Origin of the sequence: Pseudomonas sp. UMAB-40 (assembly GCF_900095275.1) — a bacterium.
In the GTDB taxonomy this organism is placed as follows: Bacteria; Pseudomonadota; Gammaproteobacteria; order Pseudomonadales; family Pseudomonadaceae; genus Aquipseudomonas; species Aquipseudomonas mandelii_B.
This window is the reverse complement of the sequence record NZ_LT607572.1, coordinates 58,940-82,442: the sequence shown is the minus strand read 5'-3', so window position 1 is coordinate 82,442 and position 23,503 is coordinate 58,940. Positions and strand designations below refer to the sequence as shown.

Genomic DNA, 23,503 nt, shown 5'->3' with positions numbered 1-23,503 from the left:
ACTTTGCAATGACGACTCGTCAGCCACTGTATAAATCCCTGTATTTCCAGGTGATCGTTGCTATTGCCATCGGCATCCTGCTCGGTCACTTCTACCCGCAGACCGGTGTGGCCCTCAAGCCGCTGGGTGACGGGTTCATCAAACTGATCAAAATGATCATCGCCCCCATCATTTTCTGCACCGTCGTCAGTGGTATCGCGGGCATGCAGAACATGAAGTCGGTCGGCAAGACCGGCGGTTATGCGCTGCTCTACTTCGAAATCGTTTCGACCATCGCTTTGCTGGTCGGTCTGGTGGTGGTCAACATCGTCCAGCCGGGCAACGGCATGCACATCGACGTGACCACGCTGGATGCCTCCAAAGTCGCTCAATATGTAGCGGCCGGTGCTGATCAAAGCGTCGTCGGCTTCCTGCTGAACGTGATCCCGTCCACCATCGTTGGCGCGTTCGCCACGGGCGATATCCTGCAAGTGCTGATGTTCTCGGTGATCTTCGGTTTCGCCCTGCATCGCCTGGGTGCCTACGGCAAGCCGATCCTGGACTTCATTGATCGCTTCGCCCACGTGATGTTCAACATCATCAACATGATCATGAAGCTCGCGCCGATCGGTGCCTTCGGTGCCATGGCGTTCACCATCGGTGCCTATGGTGTCGGTTCGCTGGTGCAACTGGGTCAGCTGATGGCCTGCTTCTACATCACGTGCCTGCTGTTCGTCCTGGTGGTGCTGGGCGGTATCGCTCGCGCTCACGGCTTCAGCGTCCTGAAAATGATTCGCTACATCCGTGAAGAACTGCTGATCGTGCTGGGTACTTCCTCCTCGGAATCGGTACTGCCACGCATGCTGATCAAGATGGAGCGTCTGGGCGCGAAGAAATCCGTGGTGGGTCTGGTGATCCCGACCGGTTACTCGTTCAACCTGGACGGTACTGCGATCTACCTGACCATGGCGGCCGTGTTCATTGCCCAGGCAACTGACACCCACATGGACATCACCCACCAGATCACCCTGCTGGTGGTGTTGCTGCTCTCCTCCAAAGGCGCTGCTGGCGTGACGGGTAGTGGCTTCATCGTGTTGGCCGCCACCTTGTCCGCCGTTGGCCACCTGCCGGTTGCCGGCCTGGCACTGATCCTCGGTATCGACCGCTTCATGTCCGAAGCCCGTGCCCTGACCAACCTGGTCGGCAACGCCGTTGCCACCATCGTTGTGGCCAAGTGGGTCAAGGAGCTGGACACCGACGTACTGCAATCCGAGCTGGCTTCTGGCGGTCGCGGTATCTCCGACGAGCGTGAAGAAGACGACCTGGGCGTGGCCGAAGGCCCAACCCCTAGCAACGTCAAGTAAGACTCGCTGTCATGAAAAACCCGCTTCGGCGGGTTTTTTCTTGCCCGGGATTTGAGCGTAACGGTCACAGCTACTGACACTTCGGGTGATTGCTGCAATGCGTTTGCCTGCCTAGGCTGAAGACATCGTTCACGGAGGTCGCTCATGCCCGGTCCACTGGCATCACTCAAGGTTCTGGATTTCTCGACGCTGCTGCCGGGGCCGTTTGCCTCGTTGTTGCTGGCGGACATGGGCGCGCAAGTCTTGCGCATCGAATCACCGACCCGCATGGATTTGCTGCGGGTGTTGCCGCCGCACGATCAGGGGGTGTCGGCCAGTCACGCCTACCTCAATCGCAACAAGCGCAGCCTGGCGCTGGACCTCAAGCAGCCCGAGGCGCTGGAGGTGATCAAGCAATTGCTGGCGGACCACGACATCGTGCTGGAGCAGTTCCGCCCCGGTGTGATGGAACGCCTGGGCCTGGGTTATGAAGCGTTGAAGGCGATCAATCCTCGGCTGATCTACGTGTCGATTACCGGTTACGGCCAGACCGGCCCCTACAAGGACCGCGCCGGTCACGACATCAACTACCTGGCGCTGGCGGGGCTGGCCAGCTACACCGGCCGCACCGAGAGCGGGCCGCTGCCATTGGGCATGCAGGTGGCAGATGTCGCCGGCGGCTCGCTGCATGGGGTGATCGGGTTGCTGGCGGCGGTGATTGCTCGCCAGCACAGCGGGGTGGGGCAGCATCTGGATGTGAGCATGACCGACTGCGCGTTCAGCCTGAACGCCATGGCCGGCGCCGGGTACCTGGCCTGTGGCGTGGAGCCGGGCAGGGAGGATCAGATGCTCAATGGCGGCAGCTTCTACGACTACTACCGTTCGCGGGACGGGCGCTGGTTATCGGTGGGCAGTCTGGAATCGGCCTTCATGCAGCAACTGTGTACGGCGTTGGGACGACCGGAACTGGCGGCCAAGGGCCTGTCGCCCAAACCCTCCGAGCAACAGGCGCTGAAAAATGAGTTGAAAGCCGAATTCGAGAAGCATGACTTTGCGCAGTTGTGCGAGTTGTTTGCCGGGGTCGATGCGTGTGTCGAGCCGGTGCTGAGTGTCGGCGAGGCGGTGCAGCATCCGCAGTTGCAGGCGCGGGCGTTGGTGACGGAGGTGCCGCGGGGGGATGGTTCGACTCAGGCGCAGATGGCCTGCCCGTTGAAGTTTTCCGAGGGGTTGCCGGCGCCGCGGCATATTGGATCGGTGTTGGGGCAGCATACGGATCAGGTGTTGGCGGAGTTGGGGATGAGTGCTGAGCGGATCGAGGAATTGCGGCGAGCCAAGGTGATTCTCTAGCGCCTTTTCGGGCCTCATCGCGGGCAAGCCCGCTCCCACAGTGGTTTGAGGCGTTCACTACATTTGTGTTCGAAGCAAATACCTGTGGGAGCGGGCTTGCCCGCGATGAGGCCAGACCAGACAGCACACATCCAGATTACTCGACCCGCATCTCCCCACTAAACACCAACGTGCTCCGGCACCGCCGGCACAAATACCGCCGCCCCTGTCGCACCAGGCCATGGCGCTGGGCCGAAAACGGGAAATCGCTGTCGACGCACGGGCATTTGTAGATGTAGCGCGTCACGCTGCGGCGTTTAACGTCGTAGGTGTGGCAGCGATTGGGCGGCAGCTCGTATACGCCGCGCATGATCAATTGCCACTCTTCGCCATGTGGCTGGATGCGGTCGCCGAACAGTTGATGGGCGATCAAGTGCGCGACCTCGTGGGCCACGGTCTGCTTGAGGAAGTCTTCAGTGTTTTCCCGGTACAGCTGCGGATTGAAACGCAGCAGGTTCTCGTGCAAATGCGCGACACCGGCTTTTTGACCGCGCAGCTTGAGGCTCACCACGGGGCGTTTGAAAGGTCGTTTGAAAAAGGATTCAGCTAGTTGGTAACAGTCTTCGACGCGGGAATTGAGTTGCTCGGGCATGCTTGATGGATCTCCAGAGACGTCGAGTATGCCGCAACGCCGGGGCCTTGCGAATCGCCGAGGCGCCGAGGCGCCGAATGGTCATTGCTCCTTACATTAGAAGGCCGCCTTGCGGCGGCCTGTGTTGGCAGATCTTGTTTTTGGGTGGTGTGTTGCTAATTGGTATAGACCGGCCCCACGCCGAGTCCCCAGACAATCACTGTAAACGCCATGATGGCGACCAGCACCACCAGGCCTACGGCAAGTACCGAACTTGAAAACAAAAAGCCCTCGTCTGATGGAATGTTCATGAAAGTGGGTAGCCCCACATACAGCAAGTACACCGTGTAGCAGATGGCCGCCGTCCCGACGATCATCCCCAGCCACATGTGTGGGTACAGCGCCGCCAGACCGCCGATGAACAGCGGGGTCGCGGTGTAGGTCGCAAATGCGACGCAGCGGGCCAGACTTGGATTGGCGTCATAGGTACGGGCCATCCAGTGGATGAATGCGCCCATGACCGCGACGCCGCCGAGCATCGCCAGGTACGACATGATCGTCATCCATAGCGCGCTTTCCTGGGTCAACATGACCGGCGCTCGATTGCCGATGACCCAACCGACCTGAGTGGTGCCGATAAACGCCGACACAGCGGGAATTGCCGCCAGAATCAGCGTGTGAGTCAGGTACATGTGGCTGATGCTTTCCTCTTGGTCGCCACGGATTTCTTTCCATTCCTGGTCGGGGTGGGTGAAGAGCCCCACTACGTGATGGATCATGCCAGTCACTCCTCTTGTTTTTACCGTCGCCCCCCAGTGGAGCGCCTACAGGCCTAAGTGGCCAAGTAAGTAATAGGTCTGGATATGTATGCGACCTTATGTCGCAGTATAGAAAGGTCTTACCGGCACAGGTGCGAGGGCGTTAGAGCAAATCGCGCTGTAAACCCCGCTGTTAATCGCCGCAGGGTCTTGCGCGACCTATGTGGCGAGGGAGCTTGCTCCCGTTCGGCTGCGCAGCAGTCGCAAAAACGGTCGACGGGATTTGTCTGACACAATGGGACGGGATGGTTTTGGGGCCGCTGCGCGACCCAACGGGAGCAAGCTCCCTCGCCACAGGGGTATGCTCAGCTCAGATAAAGTGCAGTCGCCAGGCACTTCGCCGATGATGGGTTTTTGCGTAAAATGCCGGCCTTTCGTCACACCTCACGGATTTCGCGTCATGGGCACTCTTACGGTCAACCAGAACAAACTGCAAAAGCGTCTTCGCCGTCAGGCGGGTGAGGCTGTTGCCGATTTCAACATGATTGAAGACGGCGACAAGGTCATGGTCTGCCTGTCCGGTGGCAAGGACAGCTACACCCTGCTCGACGTGCTTTTGCACTTGCAGAAGGTCGCTCCGATCCAGTTCGAGATCGTGGCCGTGAACATGGACCAGAAACAGCCCGGCTTCCCTGAGCACGTGCTGCCGGCCTACCTGAAAGAGTTGGGCATCGAGTATCACATCGTTGAGAAAGACACCTACTCGGTAGTCAAGGAACTGATCCCGGAAGGCAAGACCACCTGCTCGCTGTGCTCGCGCCTGCGTCGCGGCACGCTCTACACCTTCGCCGACGAAATCGGCGCGACCAAAATGGCCCTCGGTCACCACCGCGACGACATCGTCGAGACGTTCTTCCTCAACATGTTCTTCAACGGTTCGCTCAAGGCCATGCCGCCAAAGCTGCGCGCCGACGACGGCCGCAACGTGGTGATCCGTCCGCTGGCCTACTGCAACGAGAAAGACATTCAGGCCTACTCGGACTTCAAGCAATTCCCGATCATCCCGTGCAACCTCTGCGGCTCCCAGGAAAACCTGCAACGCCAGGTGGTCAAGGACATGCTGCAAGAGTGGGAACGCAAGACCCCGGGCCGTACCGAAAGCATTTTCCGCAGCTTGCAAAATGTACAGCCGTCGCAACTGGCGGACCGCAACCTGTTCGACTTCACCAGCCTCAAGATCGACGAAACGGCCGCGTCGCGGTTCGTCAACGTCGTCAACCTCTAAAAAAATCACTGCGGGAGCCAGCCAGCCTGCTGGCGATGGCGGTGGGTCAGACACCTCATGGTTGACTGACCCACTGCCATCGCCAGCAGGCTTGCTCCCACATGGGTCTATTCACTTACTCCTCAGGAGAGGGCATGCGCGATTACAAGTGGCTGCACGAATACTGTCTGAACCGCTTCGGTTCAGCAGCTGAACTGGAAGCCCATCTGCCCGTTCCCAAGACCCCGGCGCAATTGCGCAAGATCAGCGACGACCGCTACCTCTCGACCATGGCGCTGCGGGTGTTTCGCGCCGGGCTCAAGCACAGCCTGGTGGACGCCAAGTGGCCGTCGTTCGAAGAAGTGTTCTTCAAGTTCGACCCGGAAAAGGTGGTGCTGATGAGCGCCGAACACCTTGAGCGTCTGATGCAGGACGCGCGGATCATCCGTCACCTGGGCAAGCTCAAGAGCGTGCCGCGCAATGCGCAGTTCGTGCTGGACGTGGCGCAGGAGAAGGGCAGCTTCGGCGCATTGATTGCCGATTGGCCGGTGACGGACATCGTCGGGCTGTGGACGTACCTGAAAAAGCGCGGCCACCAATTGGGCGGGTTGTCGGCGCCGCGTTTCTTGCGCATGGTCGGCAAGGACACGTTCGTACCGAGTTACGACGTGGTCGCGGGGCTGAACGCGCAGAAGATCGTCGACAAGGTGCCGACCAGCCAGCGAGACCTGGCGTTGGTGCAGGATGTGTTCAACCAGTGGCATGAACAGAGTGGCGGGCGGGCGATGAGCCAGATTTCGATGATGCTGGCCTATACCGTCAATCATTGAGACCGAGTTGACTCCATCGCAGGCAAGCCCGCTCTCACAGGATCTCTGTTGAAACACAATTGTGTGATCAACTCAAAAACCTGTGGGAGCGGCGGTGCGACGATTCGACTCGCCCGCGATGGAGGTGTGTCAGGCAGCGGAGATTTCGCCCTCGCCAGCCAGTTTACGATTCAACTGAAACCGCCACCGCACATACAACAGCGCCGAACAGAACACCGCCAGGCTCGCGCCCATTTCCAGCAAACCAAACAGCTGCCGGTTGGGGTCATACGCGGCCAGTGCGCCCTTGATGAAATACAGATTCACCACAAAACACATCCACGAATGCCCGCGCGCGCTGCCGATGACCATCCCCGGTGCGAGCAATAGCAGGGGCACCAGTTCAATCAGCAAAATCACCCACGGCCGGGCGCCGTGCAGGTCGGCAAACACCAGGTAGTAGGCGCACAGCAGCCCCACCAGCCCGAAAAAGCACAGCAGGCTGATCGCGCGCATCGCCCGCACCCGCGGTTCGAGCCATTCGATCGAGGGCAGAATCTTCGGCTTTTTCGCCACGTCAGTTCCCCAGTTTTTGCGCAGTCTTCGCCAAGCGCAGGCCCAAGGCTCGGCACAGCGCCACTTCGTGTTCATTCAAACCCTGTTTGCCATCGGCCCCGGCGTGATGGCTGGCACCGTAAGGCGTGCCGCCGCCACGGGTTTCCAGCAGCGCCGATTCGCTATACGGCAGGCCGGTGATCAGCATGCCGTGGTGCAACAACGGCAACATCATCGACAGCAGCGTGGTTTCCTGACCGCCGTGCAGGCTCGCGGTGGAGGTGAACACTCCGGCCGGTTTGCCCACCAGGGCGCCGGTCAGCCAAAGATTGCTGGTGCCGTCGAGGAAGTACTTGAGCGGCGCCGCCATATTGCCGAAACGGGTCGGACTGCCCATGGCCAGACCCGCGCAGTGCTTCAAGTCGTCGAGGCTGGCGTACAGCGCGCCTTCGTCGGGGATGTCCGGCGACACGGCTTCGCATTCGGTAGAGATCGGCGGCACCGTGCGCAGGCGCGCTTCCATCCCGGCCTGCTCGACACCACGGGCAATCTGCCGGGCCATTTCATTGGTCGAGCCGCTACGGCTGTAATACAGAACCAGAATGTACGGCGCGCTCACGGCAGCAACTCCAGCACGTTCTCCGGCGGACGGCCGATGATGGCTTTGTCGCCGACTTCGAGAATCGGTCGCTCCATGAGTTTCGGATGGGCGGCGATGGCAGCGATCAATTGCGCCTCGCTCAGGCTGCTGTCGGCCAGATTGAGAGTCTTGTACTCGTCCTCGCCGGTGCGCAGCAGTTGCCGGGCGCTGATGCCCAGTTTGGTCAGCAGGCTCTGGATTTGCGCGGCGTCCAGCGGGGTGTCCAGGTAACGGACCACGGTTGGTGTCAGGCCACGGGCTTCCAGCAGTTCGAGCGCACCGCGGGATTTCGAGCAGCGCGGGTTGTGATAAAGCGTCAGATCGGTCATGTGCGGGTCGCATCTTGCGTAAGGTGGCGGCTATTCTAACTGTGCAGCGCGTAATCCAGAACCTCGGGAGGCGATGGGTCGCAGGCGCATTCAATTTTGAACAAGGATTACGACATGACAAGACGACTGGCAGCAGCATTGGCGATCATCGGTGCGTTGATGCTGGGGGGCTGTGGCAACGACTATGGTATCGACCAGAACGGCCAGAAAGTCGCCGCCGAACGTCTGGACAACCAATGGGTGGTGCTCAACTACTGGGCCGAATGGTGTGGCCCGTGCCGCACCGAGATCCCGGAGCTGAATGGGTTGGCCGATCAGCTGAAGGACAAGAAGATTGGTGTGTTCGGGGTCAATTTCGACAATGTGCAGGGGGAAGAGCTGAAAAGCGCCAGCGAGAAGCTGGGGATCAAGTTCACCGTGCTGGCGTCGGACCCGGCGGATCTTTTCGAGTTGCCTCGCAGCGAAGCGTTGCCGGTGACCTACATCATCGATAACAAGGGCAAGGTACGTGAGCAGTTGATGGGCGAGCAGACCGCGGCGGGGGTGATGGCCAAGCTTGAGGCGTTGCAAGCGCTCAAGTGATTGCACAGAAGCTCTTGTGGCGAGGGAGCTTGCTCCCGCTGGGCTGCGCAGCAGTCGCAAAACCGGTACAAACGGTGTTCCTGATGAACCGAGGTGACGGGTTTTAGGGCTGCTGCGCAGCCCAGCGGGAGCAAGCTCCCTCGCCACAGGTATTCACTTGGCCACAGCTCGGGGTTATCAACCCTCTTCAAGCCACCAACGCAACGGCTTGCCTTCGGCGGGCCAGAAGCGCATCTGCTCGATCGGCGAAACGTCCCAGCGCTGCACATTTTCCAGGGCCTGCATGAAGCGCTTTTCCTGCTCCATCACGGCTGGCGCGCACATTTTGCGGGTGCTGCCGATCTTGCCGAAACTCAGCTTGTCGCCTTCCAGCGTGTACGGCGCAAACCAGTGGTTGCAGCCGCCATTGCCGTAGGCCCGGCCGTCTTCACCGAGGGTGATGGTCAGGTGGCTGTAATCCATCAGCGGACGTTCGCCGATCCATTCCAGGATGTAGCTGCGGTTTTGTTGCAATTTCACCGGCTCGGCGGCGCAGCCCAGCAGGCTGGCACCGACCAGGGCGGTCAGGGCGAGGCGTTTCATCACGCGGGCTCCTGGCATGTCGGGCACAGGTGCTTCTCGCCAACGGTGGTCCAGCCCAGCTCGGCAATCCGCGCAGTGGCGGCAGGTTTTTCAGCCTTGTTACCCAGTTTGGCGTCCACTGCAAACTCAAAGCTCAGCTCTTTGGCGCAGCTGTCGCAGTTGACTTTCCAGGTGTGGATCGCCAATTCGCCGAACACCGGACCACTGGCCACCGCGACCCATTGGCCGGGCGGGTTGATCAAATGGCGAACCGTTTCCACGGTCAGGCGCATGGACAGGTCCTTGGCACCTTTGAGGGTCACGACCAGCACGTCGTTATTACGAATCGAGCCGCCGTTGCCGGTGACTTGATAACGCCCCGGCACAAGGGCGCGGCATTCGGTGAGGGTGTGTTGCGGGTTCATCAGGCTGTAGCGGAAATCGTGTTCGACCATGGGTCCTCCAAATATGCGCGGTATGCTATCACGGGCCTGCTCGCAGCATGGCGCGGGCAGATGACCTTCGATCTGGTTCAAATGACCGACCGACTCATGGCACACTGCCGCTTTTGCATCTCTAAGGAACGGACATGGCGTTAATCGAATGTTATGAGTGCAAGCAAAGCATCAGCTCCACGGCGCCTGCTTGCATTCATTGCGGTGCACCGGCGGGAACGGTGCAAGCGGCCACTTCGACGGCAACGCCGGCACAGGCACCCCTTTCTTTCGGGCGTTTGCCGGCCGATGAGAAGGTGGCCAGGGTGACCCCGGCCGCGTTCGGACGTAAACGAAAAACCGCAGTCGAAGCCGAGGTGGCGGCACCGATGCCTGCCTCCAACGGCGTGCGTCCGGTGGAACTGTGGCTGAAGCTGATGATTTTCTTTCTGCCGCCGTTTTTTGTCTGGTTCCTGCTGCGTCGCGGGCATTCGCTGGGGCAACGCTTGCTGGGGTTCGGCTGGCTGGGCCTGATGATCCTCTTGTCCAAGGCCTGATCGGCTCAGCCTTCGACCTGATTCTGCGGCGCGCCAGCGGCCCAGGCCGCGATGTTCTGCAGGGTGGTCGTGGCAATCGCGTCCAGGGCTTCGCGGGTGAGGAAGGCCTGGTGCGCGGTGATGATCACGTTCGGAAAAGTCAGCAGCCGCGCCAGCACATCGTCCTGCAGCGGCAGGTCGGAACGGTCTTCGAAAAACAGTTGCGCCTCCTCTTCATAGACATCCAGCCCCAAGTAACCCAATTGGCCGTCCTTCAACGCGTCGATCAGCGCCGGCGTGTCCACCAGGCCGCCGCGTCCGGTGTTGATCAACATCGCGCCGGGCTGCAGGTGCGCCAGTGATTCACGGTTGATCAAGTGTTTGCTCTGCTCATTGAGCGGGCAGTGCAGGCTGATGATCTGCGATTCGGCCAGCAGCTCGGGCAAGCTCAGGTAGCGGGCGCCGAGGGCTTCGACCTGCGGATTGGGGTAGGGGTCGTAGGCCAGCAACAGGCAACCGAAACCGTGCATGATTTTCGCGAAGGTCGCGCCGATCTGCCCGGTACCGACCACGCCGACCGTCTTGCCCACCAAGTCGAAACCGGTCAGGCCGTGGAGGCTGAAATCCCCTTCGCGGGTGCGGTTGTAGGCCCGATGCAGATGTCGGTTGAGCGCCAGGATCAGCGCCACCGCGTGTTCGGCCACCGCGTGCGGCGAGTACGCCGGAACCCGCACAATCGACAGCCCCAATAGCTTCGCCGCCGTCAGGTCGACATGGTTGTAACCAGCCGAGCGCAGGGCGATCAAGCGCGTGCCGCCCGCTGCCAGGCGTTCCAGCACCGGAGCGCTCAAGTCATCATTGATGAACGCGCAGACCACTTCGTGATGCTCCGCCAGCGCCACCGTATCGACGCTCAGCCGCGCCGATTGAAAGTGCAACTCGATACCGGCGGGCAGCTCGGTGCCGAGAAAACTGTCGCGGTCGTAGGTCTGGCTGCTGAAAAGAATCGTGCGCATACGGTCCTCCTGAAAAACGCGATCACGCTTTTATGTAGCAGCTGGCGAAGCCTGCGTCCGGCTGCTACAGGGATCGGTGAGCTTAGCGCCGATGCTGGCCGGCGCCATTGCGCTGCATCAAGCGTTTATCCGGGCATGGGCGGCCAGGCGGTTGATCGCCCGATCGAGTTCTTCCAGGGCGCCGGGAGCTTTGGGGTCCTGTTGCTTGAGCAGGGTTTCGCTGCGCTGGCAGGCAGCACGCAATTGCGGGACACCGCAGTAACGAGTCGCGCCGTGCAGGCGGTGGACGCGCTCGATCAAGGCGTTGTTGTCATTGGTTTCCCGGGCCAGGCGAATGGCCTCGCGATCGGCTTCCAGGGAGGCCAGCAACATCGCCAGCATGTCCGCGGCCAGATCGGCCTTGCCCGCGGCCAGGCGCAAGCCTTCGTCGTGGTCGAGCACCTGCAGTTCATGGGCGCCGCCATGGCTGTCGCTGGAACGCTCCGGTCCGTGATTGCGCAACGCCAGGCCGGTCCACTTCAACACCACCTGAGCCAGTTGCCGCTCGCTGATCGGTTTGGTCAGGTAGTCGTCCATGCCGCTTTGCAGCAGGGCGCGTTTTTCGTTGGCCATGGCGTGGGCGGTGAGGGCGACGATCGGCAGCGGCGTGCAATGCCGCTCGCTTTCCCACTGACGAATCGCCTCGGTGCTTTGACGCCCGTCCATGCCGGGCATTTGCACGTCCATCAACACCAGGTCAAACGTCTCGCTTTGCACGGCTTTGACTGCCGCGTAACCGCTTTCCACCGCGAGCACCTTGGCGCCCATGTCTTCGAGCAGGGTTTGCACCAGCAGCAAGTTGGCCGGGTTGTCGTCGACGCACAGCACCTTCGGTGCGCGGCTCGATACCGGTTCGCCGGGTTCGCTGCGCTGCTGGCGCGGGTTGACCAGATCGGACAACGCCCGACGCAACTTGCGGGTGCAGGCCGGCTTGGCTTGAAGCTGACTGTGCGGGTTGGGCACCGAGAGGTGGAACAGCGTCTGTTCGGTGGTCGGGCACAGCACCAGCACCTTGCAGCCCAGGTGTTCGAGGTCCCAGATGTGCTGGTTGAGACGCTCCGGTGGCATGTCGTTGCTGGTGATGCCGAGCACCGCCAGATCGATCGCCTGATCGGTCTGATGCGCGCCGGTCACGCCATTGGCCAGGCTTTCCAGGGTATTGAACGGCGTCACGACCAAGCCGCAATCTTCCAGCTGATGCTGCAAGGCCTGACGGGCCAGTTCATGGTTTTCCAGCACCGCCACGCGGCGCCCGAGCAGCGGCGGGCCGGGCAGGTCTTCGGCGTCGTCGCGGGTCTTGGGCAGGCTGAGGCTGATCCAGAATTCCGAACCTTCGCCCGGCGTGCTGTCGACGCCGATCTCGCCGCCCATCTGTTCGATCAGACGCTTGGAAATCACCAGCCCCAAACCGGTGCCACCTGGCTGGCGGGACAGCGAGTTATCAGCCTGGCTGAACGCCTGGAACAGGGCGCGCACGTCCTGGCTCGACAAACCGATGCCGGTGTCCTGAATGCTGATGCGCAGTTGCACGCTGTCTTCGTGTTCTTCTTCGAGCATGGCCCGGGCGACGATGGTGCCTTCGCGGGTGAACTTGATCGCGTTGCTCACCAGGTTGGTGAGGATCTGCTTGAGTCGCAGCGGATCGCCCACCAGCGACAACGGCGTGTCGCGATAAACCAGACTCACCAGCTCAAGCTGTTTGGCATGGGCGGCCGGGGCAAGGATGGTCAGGGTGTCTTGCAGCAGGTCGCGCAGGTTGAACGGAATATTGTCGAGCACCAGTTTGCCGGCCTCGATTTTCGAGAAGTCGAGGATCTCGTTGATGATCCCCAGCAGACTGTCGGCGGACTTTTCGATGGTGCCCAGATAGTCGAGCTGACGCGGTGTCAGTTCGCTTTTTTGCAGCAGGTGCGTGAAGCCGAGAATGCCATTGAGCGGGGTGCGGATTTCATGGCTCATGTTGGCCAGGAACTCGGATTTGATCCGGCTCGCTTCCAGGGCTTCCTTGCGCGCCAGGTCCAGTTCGATGTTCTGGATCTCGATAGTCTCCAGGTTCTGGCGCACGTCTTCGGTGGCCTGGTCGACACTGTTCTGCAACTCTTCCTGAGCGTTTTGCAACGTGCCGGCCATGCGGTTGATGCCGGACGCGAGCTCATCCAGTTCCTGACTGCCGAGGGGCGGCAGGCGGGTTTCCAGATGGCCGTCCTTGAGTTGGGCCACCGCCAGTTTGATCTGGCTGATCGGCCGATTGATGGTCCGGCCCATGCGCAAGGCAAGCAGCGCCGCACCCGCCAGGCCCGCGCCGATCAGCAGCAGGCTGGCGAACAGACTGCGGTAACCGCGCAGCAGCATGCCGCTGTGGGACAGTTCGAGTTCGACCCAGCCCAGCAGGCGGTCGGATTCATCAGGTATCAAGTCGCCGGCGAGGTTGCGGTGCTTGCCGAATACCGGCAGCAGATAACGCGTCGCATCGTTGCCACTGCGGCGCAGCATCTGCGAGCCACTGCCCATCGGCGCCGGGTTGAGCATGGTCGGGCCGGCGTGGGCCACGGGCGTGCGGTCGGGGGCGAGGAAGGTCACGGCGCGCACGTCCGGTGTTTCCAGCGACTGGGTGGCGATACGCTCCAGCAACTCGTTGTCTTTGTGACCCATGGCTGGGGCCACCAAGGGCGCGAGCTGTTCGGCGATCATCTCGCCGCGCTGCATCAGTTGGGTTTGCAGGTCGGATTGCTGCATCCAGGTGAAATAGCCGCCCAGGACCAGCGCCATCAGGCTGGTCGGCAACAGGGTCAGCAACAGCACGCGGCCTTTAATTCCCAGTTTCTTGAGCACGCATCTCTCCTGCATCCAGCTATTGATTGACCTGCACGTGCGTCCGGCACGCGCCACCGGGCCAGTGTAGCGATTTGCAGGCAGGCAATCTTCGTAAAATTGATGTCGTCATTCGTCGGCCGGATCGCCTCTTTTGCGCCACGGGCAAACCTTGGGTTGCCCATCGTCAGGCAATCTTGAATAATCGCCAACTGAGAATTATTTGCAGATACTAATGACTCCCATCTCTGTTGGCCATCCCCGCATTCTGTCCATTGAAGACGATCTCGTGCTCGGCGCTTATGTGCACGAGCATTTGGGCCGTTGCGGTTTTCAGGTGACCTGGTGCCAGAACGGGCAGGAAGGCCTGGACATTGCCCGCCAGCAGCCCTTCGACGTGGTGCTGATGGACATTTTGCTGCCAGGGCTGAACGGGTTGAACGTGCTGACGCAATTGCGCCAGAGCCATTCGACCCCGGTGGTGCTGATGTCGGCGCTGGGCGCGGAGGCGGATCGCATCAGCGGTTTTCGCCTGGGGGCCGATGATTACCTGCCCAAACCCTTCAGCATGGCCGAGTTGCGCGTGCGCATCGAAGCGATCCTGCGCCGGGTGGCACTCGACCGTCGGCCGGAGCCGGCAGTGGCGGCGTCCACGGTCGACAGCCTGCGTTTCGACGACGAGCTCAGTGAGGTTTTCTATGGCGAACACGCCGCCGGCCTGACCCGCAGTGAGTATCGATTGCTGGACACGCTGAATCGCAATGGCGATGAAGTGCTGAGCAAAGCTTTCCTTTATCAGCACGTGTTGCAACGCGGTTTTGCCGCCCATGACCGCAGCCTCGACATGCACATCAGTCAGATTCGCCGCAAACTCAAAGGCATCGGCTACACCGAGCGGGAAGTGCGTACTGTCTGGGGCAAGGGTTACGTGTTGAGTGCCGGCGATGAAATGGTCTGACCTGCCGGGCCGGCACTCGCTGTTCTGGAAGCTGGCGTGTCTGCTGGTGGCGTTCTGTCTGCTGATGATCTGGCTGAGCTGGTCCTGGGGTCGCTACATGGAGCAGCGAAACCAGTTTCTGTCGAACGAGGCCCGAGGCACGCTGACGGGGTATGCCGCCGAGGCCGAACAGGCGTGGCGCCAAGGGCAGAGCGCGGGCGTCGATGCCTGGCTGCAAGGTATGAAACAGCGTGAAACCGGCTGGGTTGGCGTCATCGGCGGCGATTTGCAATCCCTGAGCAGCCAGCCGCTCACGGACAAGGAAATCGAGCGACTGACTTTTCTGCGTGGCCTGGATTGGCCTATTCACAAGAAAAACCTGCCGTGGCTGCGCGTGCCGTTCCCCGGCAACCCCTACGCCGGCAACCTGGTGATCGAACTGCCCCAGCGCTTCATGCCCGGCCAATACCGGGTGTTCTGGCGCGTGATCACCAACGGCGTGATCCCCGGCCTGTTCACCCTTTTATTGTGCGTCGGTCTTTATCGATTGCTGGTCGTGCCGTTGAACCAACTGCGCGAACAGGCCAATGCCTGGCGTGCCGACCAGTTGAACGTGCGCTTGTCGAGCAGAACCACCAATCGTTCGGATGAACTTGGCGAACTGGGCAGGGCGTTCGATCACATGTCCGAGCGTTTGCAAAGCACCGTCGCCCTGCAGCAGCAATTGCTGCGCGACTTGTCCCACGAACTGCGCACGCCGCTGAGCCGTCTGCGGGTCGCCAGCGAAAGCGAACAGGGGCTGGTGCAATTGCGCGAGCGCATTGGTCGAGAAGTCGATGGCATGCAGCGGCTGGTAGAAGACACCCTGCAACTGGCCTGGCTCGACACCGAGCGCACACCGTTGCCCGACGAAGCGATCCAGGTCCAGGCGCTGTGGGAAATGCTCACGGAAAACGCCTGCTATGAAAGCGGCTGGCCAGCAAGCCAGTTGCAGTGTCTGGTGGATTCGTCGTGCTGGGTTCGCGGCAATCTCAACACCTTGGCCCAAGCGCTGGAAAACATTCTGCGCAATGCCATTCGTCATTCGCCGAGTGCCGGCATCGTTCGTTTCGGCGGGCAACGTGAGGGCGACTTCTGGCATCTGTGGCTGGAAGACGAAGGCGGCGGGGTGGCTGAGGCGGATCTGGAGCGCATCTTCTGCCCGTTCATTCGACTCGACGGCTCGCGACCGGGGGATGGCGGATTCGGGTTGGGATTGAGCATTGCCAGGAATGCGGTGCAGCGCCAGGGTGGGACGCTTTGGGCTGAGAACACTGAGGTGGGGTTGCGGTTGAATATGCGGTTGTTGGCGGGTGTTGATGGCGCTAGTGACGACGCCATCGCGATGAGACCTTACCATCCGATGAAAAAGTGTCAGCGCTGCTGACACAATTGATGGAGCAACGTTGCTGTTTCAATGAAATCCCTTTCGGTCATTACCCTCTACCTTGCTGAAGAGAAAGTCTCACCACTGGTGAGACATTTAGCCTACAAACTGAATAAACAACTCTCCCCTTTAGGAGCGAGCTTGCTCCGGTGGTGTTCCGACGAAGAAGCCCTACCTATTACTACCGTTCTAATTTGCCGTTCCCATCATCGGTTCAGACTCAATCAGGAATGCGCGGGTTTGTCCGGTCGAATTTGTTCCGGATGCGCCAACTCTATGAGATCTACCATGCTGAAAAGAAAGTCGCACCACTGGTGCGACAATTATCCTAATACATAACGTGATCATCTTCAGTCGGAGCAAACACCCGGAAGAGAGGGGCTTCTATGTGTGTATGGCAGTCCAGGAAAAGTGGTTGACTCTTGAATTTCAAAGTCCGTAAAAGTTCGTGTTTTTATCCACTCAACAATGCGTTGATTTCAGTAATATCAACTTCACTTAAGGTCCCGGCCGCGGCCTTGAGCTGTAGCTTAGCCATCAAAGTGTCATAACGGGCGCGAGACAACTGTTGAACGATGTCACTCAGTTTGCCCTGAGCCCCCAATACATCGATACCAACTCGCATGCCTACCTTGTAGCCGATGTGATTGGAGTCCAGCGCCAAATGTGCGGACGACTTCGCAGCCTCCAGTGCCTTAACCTGTGCCATTCCATCCACTACCCCCGACCAAGCCTGTCTGGCTGCTAGAGTAGCCGCACGGCGTGCATCATCCAGTTCAAACTCGGTTTGCTCCTGGATAGCCAACGCTTGCCGAGTAGCAGAGCCAAGTCGGCCTCCACTATAAAGTGGTATGTTCATACGCAGCCCGATACTAGATGAGTCAGTGCGAGTGGTATTAGCATTAGGGTTTTGCTGCATGTTTTGACTGATAACTAGATCAACGGTCGGCAGGTGTTCAGCCTTTCGGATACGTACTTCGTTACCAGCAATATCCAGGAGAAGCTCTTGAGCTTGTACATCAAGATTATCCCGCTGAGCCGCCGCTACCCATGTGTCGAGCTCAAATGGCTGCGGAGGTGAAAGTACCACGCTGTCGTGCAAGCCTTTCAATGTGCTGGGATTCTGACCAGTGATTCGAAATAAGGTGAATTGAGCTAGATCAAGATCACTTCTAGCTTTTATAAACTGCCCCATACTTCGATCGAAACTCGCTTGAGCTTCATGCACATCGATAATGCTGACGTTTCCAATTTCAAACATTTTTTTGGCGCTCTCCAGTTGTTCAGCATCCGCAGTTCGCAGATCCCGAACCGCCTCTAGTACGTCAGTTGCATTTAGGATCTCAAAGTAGGCTTGAACAACCCGCAGCAACAAATCCTGCACCGCGCGTTCGAACTGAACTCGCGCTTGTAAATGTTGAAGTTCTCCCTGCTGAAACTGAATCCAATTCTGCCGCCGAAAGACTGGCTGTATTAGCTGTATACCGTAACTACGATTTTGCCTTTTGTGTTGGATGTTACCGTTCGGGATTTGGTAGTCTGTTTCCACCCAATGAATCTGGGCATCAAGCGATACATGAGGAAAAAGCCCAGCTTTACCTTGTGTTGAGCGTTCATATCCCGCGCGTAGTTGGGCTTTTGCCGCAGAGTAATGGGCATCATGAAGTAATGCTTGACGATAGATTTGCAGAAGGTCAAAGTCGGTGGCCTGAGCTGCTATCGTACCTAGCAACGTTATTGCACCCAAGACAACATTTTCGCTCTTCACACGTGATCCTTTGTTCTATCGAGACAGACGTCCTCCACGAGCGCCCCATTATCTAAGCGAACAAGACGCTTAGCGAAAGCAAGTGTTTCATGACGGTGAGCAATAAATACTCGAGTCGTCGGCATTTCGTCTAATGCCTTAGTTATATTCTGTTCACTGTGTAAATCGAGATGGCTAGTGGCTTCATCCAAAGCAAGTATTTTGGGGTTTCGATATAAGGCTCGCGCTATTAAAATCCTCTGTTTCTCTCCTCCGGAAAGTCCCGCTCCCAACTCAGATACCAATGTCTGGTAGCCCATAGGCATACTGTCTATGATTTTGTCGATATCTGCAAATTTGGCTGCTTCTTTCATGCGCTTCTGGCAGAAGTGAGGTTCGAAACAACATATGTTTTCAGCTAATGAGCCAGCCAGCAATTGATCATCTTGCATCACTGATCCGACCAGATTTCGACAAGCCAAACTTCCGAGTTGACGCGTTGGTATTCCTCCGATCAAAATCTCCCCTTCTGTCGGTGTAAGTAAACCAAGTAATAATTTGAATAATGTTGTTTTTCCGCAGCCAGAACGGCCAACTATAGCAACTGAGTCTCCTGCGTGGACCATGAGTGAAAGATTTTTAATTACCCATGGTTCATTTGGCGCGTATCTGAAAGAAATTTCTCTGAATTCAATACTTGGTTCTATACGATCAAGATCCGTTTCAGTTGTTTCGTTCGGCTCTGGTACTTCTAGCGCAATGTCTGCTAGTCGATCGGTATGGAGCGAAAGCATCCGGATTTCGATGCTCAGATCTATTAGTTTGCTTGCACGTCCTGTGAATTGCCCCTTGTAGGCAATGAAGGCCAGTAGCATACCTAGCGATAGCGCGCCGTGTAGTACGGCCACTCCTCCGACATATAGAAGTAACATTCCTTCCAGTCCAAATATCAGAGTGTTAAGACTGGCAAACATCAATAATAGCTTCTGTGTTGTTATGTCTCTGTTTTGAACGTCGATAATCAGATTTTGCCAAGTTGCCAGACGCAATGTAGTGCCATTGAATAGCTTGAGAGGTAAAACTGCTCTTATAGTTTCCAAAAAGTACGAGTTTTCCCGTGCGCTTAACGCGATGCGTTCTTCAGAAGCATTGCGCAAGGGGAAGTAAAATACAATTCTTAATATGCAGTAAAAGGCTAGCGCGGTTAAAACTATCGCTGTTAGTGTCGTGCTGTATAGAAACATCATGGTCAGAGTAATCAATGTGACCACCCCGTCGAGGGTCGCCGTAATTGCACTGTTGGTCAAAACGTTGCGAATAGCGGAAAGCGATTGAAAGCGAGCTGCAATATCTCCAAGTTGACGCTTTTCAAAATACGCCCAAGGGAGGCGTAACATATGACTGAATAAATTCCCCGAGAGTTGGATTGCTAATTGTTGACTCAGGCGCAGTCCCATCCATCCTTGCGCCATTTTCAACACGAAACTAGTCACCATTAACAGGCAGCCACCAATAGCTGCTAGTAGCAATAGATCGTGATCCGCCGATACCAAAGCGCCATCTACCACCCACTGAGTTACTTGCGGAGCTAGCAGTGCAACCATTTCTATTCCTAATGCAAGGACAAAAATGTTGGCCAACGCACGCTTTAATCCGACAATATGTTTAGTGAAATAACTTAGGCGAATCCGAGGTTTCAGAGGCTCGGGTTTAAAAACTGCATTGGGCGTTAACTCTAATGCTACTCCGGTAAAATGTTGTGATGACTCTGCTATTGTCATGGTTTTTCGACCAAAAGCAGGATCTAGCAGTATTAGTTTTTTTCCTTTTAATTTTTCCAATACTACGAAGTGATCAAGGTCCCAGTGCAAGATGCATGGGGTTTTCAACTTAAATACTTCGTCCAATTCCAAGCGCAGTGGGCGAGGCGAGAAGTTTAGTGAATGGGCGTAGCGCATAAGTTGAGCTAAGTTTGTTCCTTTTAGGGAAATGGAGAAGCGTCTGCGAATATTTGCTAAGTCCAAATGCAATCCATGGAATGCCGCGATCATGACTAGGCAGGCGAGTCCGCACTCCGGCCTTTCTGTTTGTAAAGTTACTCGCATAGTTTAGCGTGCTCTAAAAATAAAAACTTCAATCAGTGATCGAATATTTCTAATATGTCTTGCCGGCATAGTTCGGTAATTATTGCCATAAGTTCATCGGAAGGGATTTCTGGAAGTTTTCCTCTTAGTTCAAAAATGTTGGATCCAGGTGAATCTGCTATATGTTGAATTATCTTTAAACTCTTCTGGTCGAGATTTAGTCGAGTGCCATTAGCAATAATATAACCACTGTCTAACCCTGGGTGACAGATTGCACAAATCCGAATTCCAAGGTGCTCGGGTAGTGCGCTAGCACTAGGGTTTCCAAAAAGTTCCAGAGCTAATGGCGAATCTATGCGAGTGGCGCCAGTGAACTCATCCATGAAACGGCAATAGTTTTCAGGGTTGTTTATTAATTCATTAATATGATTACCTACGGAGGCGAGAGTTTGAGTGTCCTGTTGCCAATTATTGAGAGATTTTCGTGAGTCTGCGTAATTTCCAATATGTGTGAACAGCCAAGATAGATAATCTACAGCCAAGGCAGGAAATGTCCCCACGGATAAATGGAAAGTTGGCTCTCCCAATGGCAGTGGGTTATGCCACCAGCCGCGTGGAATATATAAAATATCTCCCGCTTCCAAGATAATGTCCATGTAAGGATCTGATGGGCAGGGATGCTGATCTTTGTAGTCTTTGCTTTGTTGAGTAAATATGGGCGACTCCATTGAAGGCTTGTAAATTATCCAGCGCTTGCGACCAATCAATTGGATTGCAAACACATCACGGGTATCCCAGTGGCAGGGAGAAGACTCCCTTTCACCTAGTGCCACGTAAGCACTATTAACTACCTGTCTTCCAGTAAATGCTGCTACTTGTCTTGAGAGTTGTTCGGCTTTTGCAGAGTGCTTGATTTTGTTAGCGATTAATGTAGCGCCATTTTTTAAATACTCATATACATTCGGTTTGACAAGTCTATGTCTCAACGTTCCGACTTCTAAGTATCTTTCAATGTATTCGTGTTTGGGTATCAAGCCATTCAGAAATAACTTGAGGTCTTCGGATGCGACGTCACTGTTGTTATATACTTCATTAGCCTCTTGCCAAGGAAAATAGGTTTTAGCAACTGCGCTTTTTATTAATAGTGGCTTTTTTTCCTGATATTGCTCGGCGAAATCACCAGGAGATATGTTGAAAGTGATGCTCATCCGATAGACCTCAAATGCGTTTTAATTGTTTGTTTAGATGGTTTTTTAGCAGCAAGTATTAGTTGTAATTTGTCCCGGCAGTGAAAGCGTTTTGAATCTGGCCGCCTAGCATTCCACTGTAATAACCAACGTGGGCGCCAACAGCGGTTGATGCTGCTATTTGACCCGCCCCTAAACCTGCGGGCCCTAAGATAAAACCTCCGACTGCGCCGGTCACGGTAGCTCCAATAAGTCCTTCAACATTACCTCCTCCGGTTGCCATGGAGTTTCCTACATATCCAGCAGCTGCTGTAACACCACCAATTAAGGCACCGGGTGGCCCTACGGCACCGGAAACAAATTCTAAATCATCTATAGAAAGTTCTTTCATGATTGAGCTCCATTATTCTATTTATCTATTTTGAGATGGTGGGGAGAATATGCTTTATTGTTAAATATGCTATTAGTGGGACTATGTAGGCTGTCAGTATGGTGATTGCTAGACTTCTCTGTATCCCCCATCGCATGCGTAGTAGTTTAAAAAAACAGTAGTAGAGAAGAAATACAATGGCGACGACAATAGATGGGGTAAGGGCGTCAGAGACTGTGCCATCCATAAAGCGTATGCCAAATATATGTATACTCATCTCTTCGATGTTATCAACAAGATTTTGCTTGGTCATGAGGTTGCGTTCTCTTTATTGTATATTACCTATATGGTTGTTTTTTAGTCGGTGAGAAGTCGGATTGCGGTCTATCGGCTTGAGCTTTAAAGTATGTTTGGTTTTGTTGTGGTAGGTCTGTGTAAGAGTATTGCTTTGACGGTTTGGTGATGGAACCCTACATGTGTAGGGTATGGCTTAAATATTTGGATTTTTCATTTTTTTTGCCAATAGCTCAACTCTAGAATTAACCCCATGTTGATGAAAGATTGAGGATGCGTAATCACGCACTGTAAAGTCGCTTATCCCAAGCTCCCGAGCGATTTGTTTGTTTGTCTTTCCTTGTAGAAGTAAATGCAGGATTTCTTTTTCCCTGTTAGTCAATTAGGTGTTGCTCCAGGCTGTTCGTGATTAAAGACAGATTCAATGCGAGCGTTTTCCAGTGATTGAATAGATCGGCTCCAGGGCCCATTCATAGAGTCGGCGTTTGTCTTGCACGATATCAGCCACAAGCAACATGCCGGCCTGTAGTGGGTGTAAGTTGCCGTATAGATTAATTGTCTGAGAATCGAGCTTGACGGTTGCGCGGTAGAAGAGTTCGGTTGGCAGGGTTGTTTCATGAACAACGCTTGCAATGTGTGTTGGTAGTTCCTGAACCGCATAAGGGCTTTTCGCCAGATCGATAATTCGACCTCGTGCCATACCGAATTTTTGATAGGGATATGCGGAGTATCGGATGAGTACTGTCTGGCCCTTTTCTATGAAACCCATCTTTCGTGAGGCTACATATAGATGAGCTATAAGGTCAGCATCTTGGGGGATGAGGCTGGCAAGAAGTGTCCCGGCTGTGACTTGCTGGCCAACTTGAATATTTAATCCGGTTATAGTTCCGGCAAATGGCGCAGAGATAACTTGCTTGCTGCGGATGTCGTTTTCAGCCTGTTCCTGTCTAACTAGTGAGATACCTTTGTCTATCTCGGCAATTTCGTTGCGATGCCGTAACTCGGCCTCCTGACGCTGCATTTGCAATTCCATGTGTTCGCGATTGAGACTAGCGCAAGCTCTCTGAATACTTTGCTGTTGTCCAAGTAATGCGAGAAGTTCTCCTTCCTCTTGTTGATACTGGGCGACAGAAATGAATCCAGCCGCCAACAGGTCTTTTAGTCGCTGATGTTGAATCTTGGATAAATCTACACGTCGAGCGATCAGGCGTATCTCTTCTCGATACTGACCCAGCTCTCCGTTAATCGTGACGAGTCGACTGTCAAGTAGGCGAACTTGTCCTGTGATGCGATCATTTGCGGATGTGCGATTACGTTCCAGTACCAGTAAGCGCTGGGTGAGCTCTGCCGATATCAACTGTTGCGTACTGCCGGTTCCACTGACGCGTTCACCGGAAATTACTAACAAGTCTTCACTGGCGCCTACGGTTTGGCCTTCGTGAGCAAAAACTTCAGTGAGCAGCCCTGTAGTAGGAGAAGTCAGGCGTAACATGCCCTGCTCAGGGATGAGCAAACCACCCACGGTCGCTTTACGGGTATACGTCCCAAAATAAGAATAGATCATGACCACCAGTATTAATGTTCCAGCCAGAACGGACGCCACGCCATAACCCCAAGGCTGATGGATCAGTACGCTGCCGAAGCGTTGCTTGGTCTTTGCATTAACGGCTTCAGAGCGAAATAAAGCTAAAGCATCGGACATCGTTTTTTGGTCTTCAGGAGGTTTACGGTTTGCTGCATCACGCTGTTGAGCGTGAGCGCAGTACAAAGGCTATCGATGAAGCCCTTTACTGCCCAGTTCATTTAGTCGTTAAAATCTGAGTGAAATGTCCGATAAACGCGTCT

General features: G+C 56.1%; 23 protein-coding genes and 1 pseudogene. 9 read left to right on the top strand and 15 right to left on the bottom strand.

What is annotated here, in order from left to right:
* Window positions 1-8: 8 nt before the first annotated feature.
* The gene (locus K0F88_RS26240) at window positions 9-1,343 is read left to right on the top strand and encodes a dicarboxylate/amino acid:cation symporter (protein ID WP_219097169.1); all 1,335 of its coding nucleotides are present in this window, start codon (window positions 9-11) and stop codon (window positions 1,341-1,343) included.
* A 144-nt stretch (window positions 1,344-1,487) separates the two neighbouring features.
* A complete protein-coding gene (locus tag K0F88_RS26235; protein ID WP_219097168.1) occupies window positions 1,488-2,669 on the top strand; it encodes a CaiB/BaiF CoA-transferase family protein in 1,182 nt (393 codons plus the stop codon).
* Between the two features lie 136 nt (window positions 2,670-2,805).
* Here K0F88_RS26235 and K0F88_RS26230 read toward each other — a convergent pair whose 3' ends face one another.
* Window positions 2,806-3,300 (bottom strand): SprT family zinc-dependent metalloprotease, encoded by a 495-nt coding sequence (locus K0F88_RS26230; RefSeq protein ID WP_219097167.1) that lies wholly within the window; start codon window positions 3,298-3,300, stop codon window positions 2,806-2,808.
* A 155-nt stretch (window positions 3,301-3,455) separates the two neighbouring features.
* Window positions 3,456-4,058 (bottom strand): Yip1 family protein, encoded by a 603-nt coding sequence (locus K0F88_RS26225; protein WP_010457124.1) that lies wholly within the window; start codon window positions 4,056-4,058, stop codon window positions 3,456-3,458.
* Window positions 4,059-4,497: 439 nt separating this feature from the next.
* Here K0F88_RS26225 and ttcA point away from each other — a divergent pair, with 439 nt between their 5' ends.
* A complete protein-coding gene (ttcA, locus tag K0F88_RS26220) occupies window positions 4,498-5,322 on the top strand; it encodes a tRNA 2-thiocytidine(32) synthetase TtcA (protein WP_219097166.1) in 825 nt (274 codons plus the stop codon).
* A 134-nt stretch (window positions 5,323-5,456) separates the two neighbouring features.
* Entirely contained in the window at window positions 5,457-6,131 is a 675-nt protein-coding gene (locus K0F88_RS26215) for a DNA-3-methyladenine glycosylase I (protein ID WP_219097165.1), read from the top strand.
* 129 nt (window positions 6,132-6,260) lie between these two features.
* Here the strand turns inward: K0F88_RS26215 and K0F88_RS26210 are convergent, their stop codons facing one another.
* The 3 genes from K0F88_RS26210 to arsC are packed head-to-tail and all read right to left on the bottom strand — an operon-like array spanning window position 6,261 to window position 7,634.
* A complete protein-coding gene (locus K0F88_RS26210; protein ID WP_219097164.1) occupies window positions 6,261-6,686 on the bottom strand; it encodes a DUF2069 domain-containing protein in 426 nt (141 codons plus the stop codon).
* A gap of 1 nt (window position 6,687) precedes the next feature.
* A complete protein-coding gene (wrbA, locus tag K0F88_RS26205) occupies window positions 6,688-7,284 on the bottom strand; it encodes an NAD(P)H:quinone oxidoreductase (RefSeq protein ID WP_219097163.1) in 597 nt (198 codons plus the stop codon).
* Window positions 7,281-7,634: an arsenate reductase (glutaredoxin) gene (arsC, locus tag K0F88_RS26200; protein WP_192411056.1), complete on the bottom strand. Its 354-nt coding sequence runs from the start codon at window positions 7,632-7,634 to the stop codon at window positions 7,281-7,283. Before arsC ends, wrbA begins: the two co-directional genes overlap by 4 nt.
* A gap of 114 nt (window positions 7,635-7,748) precedes the next feature.
* Between arsC and K0F88_RS26195 the strand changes: the two genes are divergently transcribed.
* Window positions 7,749-8,216 (top strand): TlpA disulfide reductase family protein, encoded by a 468-nt coding sequence (locus K0F88_RS26195; protein ID WP_219097162.1) that lies wholly within the window; start codon window positions 7,749-7,751, stop codon window positions 8,214-8,216.
* Between the two features lie 177 nt (window positions 8,217-8,393).
* Here K0F88_RS26195 and K0F88_RS26190 read toward each other — a convergent pair whose 3' ends face one another.
* Together K0F88_RS26190 and K0F88_RS26185 are read right to left on the bottom strand one after the other, a co-directional pair.
* Window positions 8,394-8,798 carry an META domain-containing protein gene (locus K0F88_RS26190; RefSeq protein WP_010457111.1) on the bottom strand — a complete coding sequence of 135 codons (405 nt, stop codon included), beginning with the start codon at window positions 8,796-8,798 and terminating at the stop codon, window positions 8,394-8,396.
* Window positions 8,798-9,232, bottom strand: coding sequence for a hypothetical protein (locus K0F88_RS26185; protein ID WP_010457109.1), 435 nt, complete (start codon window positions 9,230-9,232; stop codon window positions 8,798-8,800). Before K0F88_RS26185 ends, K0F88_RS26190 begins: the two co-directional genes overlap by 1 nt.
* A gap of 134 nt (window positions 9,233-9,366) precedes the next feature.
* Here K0F88_RS26185 and K0F88_RS26180 point away from each other — a divergent pair, with 134 nt between their 5' ends.
* On the top strand, window positions 9,367-9,768 hold the full coding sequence (locus tag K0F88_RS26180) for a hypothetical protein (RefSeq protein WP_094471155.1): 402 nt from the start codon (window positions 9,367-9,369) through the stop codon (window positions 9,766-9,768).
* A 5-nt stretch (window positions 9,769-9,773) separates the two neighbouring features.
* Here K0F88_RS26180 and K0F88_RS26175 read toward each other — a convergent pair whose 3' ends face one another.
* Entirely contained in the window at window positions 9,774-10,763 is a 990-nt protein-coding gene (locus tag K0F88_RS26175) for a 2-hydroxyacid dehydrogenase (protein ID WP_219097161.1), read from the bottom strand.
* Window positions 10,764-10,880: 117 nt separating this feature from the next.
* The gene (locus K0F88_RS26170; protein ID WP_219097160.1) at window positions 10,881-13,634 is read right to left on the bottom strand and encodes a response regulator; all 2,754 of its coding nucleotides are present in this window, start codon (window positions 13,632-13,634) and stop codon (window positions 10,881-10,883) included.
* 214 nt (window positions 13,635-13,848) lie between these two features.
* Here K0F88_RS26170 and K0F88_RS26165 point away from each other — a divergent pair, with 214 nt between their 5' ends.
* The 3 genes and pseudogenes from K0F88_RS26165 to K0F88_RS26155 form a co-directional block, all read left to right on the top strand.
* Window positions 13,849-14,571 carry a response regulator transcription factor gene (locus tag K0F88_RS26165; RefSeq protein WP_219097159.1) on the top strand — a complete coding sequence of 241 codons (723 nt, stop codon included), beginning with the start codon at window positions 13,849-13,851 and terminating at the stop codon, window positions 14,569-14,571.
* Window positions 14,558-15,976 (top strand): sensor histidine kinase, encoded by a 1,419-nt coding sequence (locus tag K0F88_RS26160; RefSeq protein WP_219097158.1) that lies wholly within the window; start codon window positions 14,558-14,560, stop codon window positions 15,974-15,976. Before K0F88_RS26165 ends, K0F88_RS26160 begins: the two co-directional genes overlap by 14 nt.
* A gap of 218 nt (window positions 15,977-16,194) precedes the next feature.
* Window positions 16,195-16,409 (top strand): annotated as a pseudogene (locus tag K0F88_RS26155) (DUF1016 N-terminal domain-containing protein); the annotation flags it as partial.
* Window positions 16,410-16,430: 21 nt separating this feature from the next.
* On the opposite strand, the gene K0F88_RS26150 reads toward K0F88_RS26155, so the two are convergent.
* From K0F88_RS26150 to K0F88_RS26125, 6 genes are all read right to left on the bottom strand, one after another.
* Entirely contained in the window at window positions 16,431-17,744 is a 1,314-nt protein-coding gene (locus tag K0F88_RS26150) for a TolC family outer membrane protein (RefSeq protein ID WP_219097157.1), read from the bottom strand.
* Window positions 17,741-19,828, bottom strand: coding sequence for a peptidase domain-containing ABC transporter (locus K0F88_RS26145; protein ID WP_219097156.1), 2,088 nt, complete (start codon window positions 19,826-19,828; stop codon window positions 17,741-17,743). Before K0F88_RS26145 ends, K0F88_RS26150 begins: the two co-directional genes overlap by 4 nt.
* Before the next feature lie 32 nt (window positions 19,829-19,860).
* Complete coding sequence (locus K0F88_RS26140; RefSeq protein WP_219097155.1) at window positions 19,861-21,015, bottom strand: JmjC domain-containing protein; 1,155 nt, start codon at window positions 21,013-21,015, stop codon at window positions 19,861-19,863.
* A 58-nt stretch (window positions 21,016-21,073) separates the two neighbouring features.
* Window positions 21,074-21,385, bottom strand: a complete 312-nt coding sequence (locus K0F88_RS26135; protein ID WP_219097154.1) for a hypothetical protein — start codon at window positions 21,383-21,385, stop codon at window positions 21,074-21,076.
* Window positions 21,386-21,854: 469 nt separating this feature from the next.
* Window positions 21,855-22,040 carry a response regulator transcription factor gene (locus K0F88_RS26130; RefSeq protein ID WP_219097153.1) on the bottom strand — a complete coding sequence of 62 codons (186 nt, stop codon included), beginning with the start codon at window positions 22,038-22,040 and terminating at the stop codon, window positions 21,855-21,857.
* Window positions 22,041-22,079: 39 nt separating this feature from the next.
* Window positions 22,080-23,360, bottom strand: a complete 1,281-nt coding sequence (locus K0F88_RS26125; protein WP_219097152.1) for an HlyD family secretion protein — start codon at window positions 23,358-23,360, stop codon at window positions 22,080-22,082.
* Window positions 23,361-23,503: the final 143 nt, after the last annotated feature.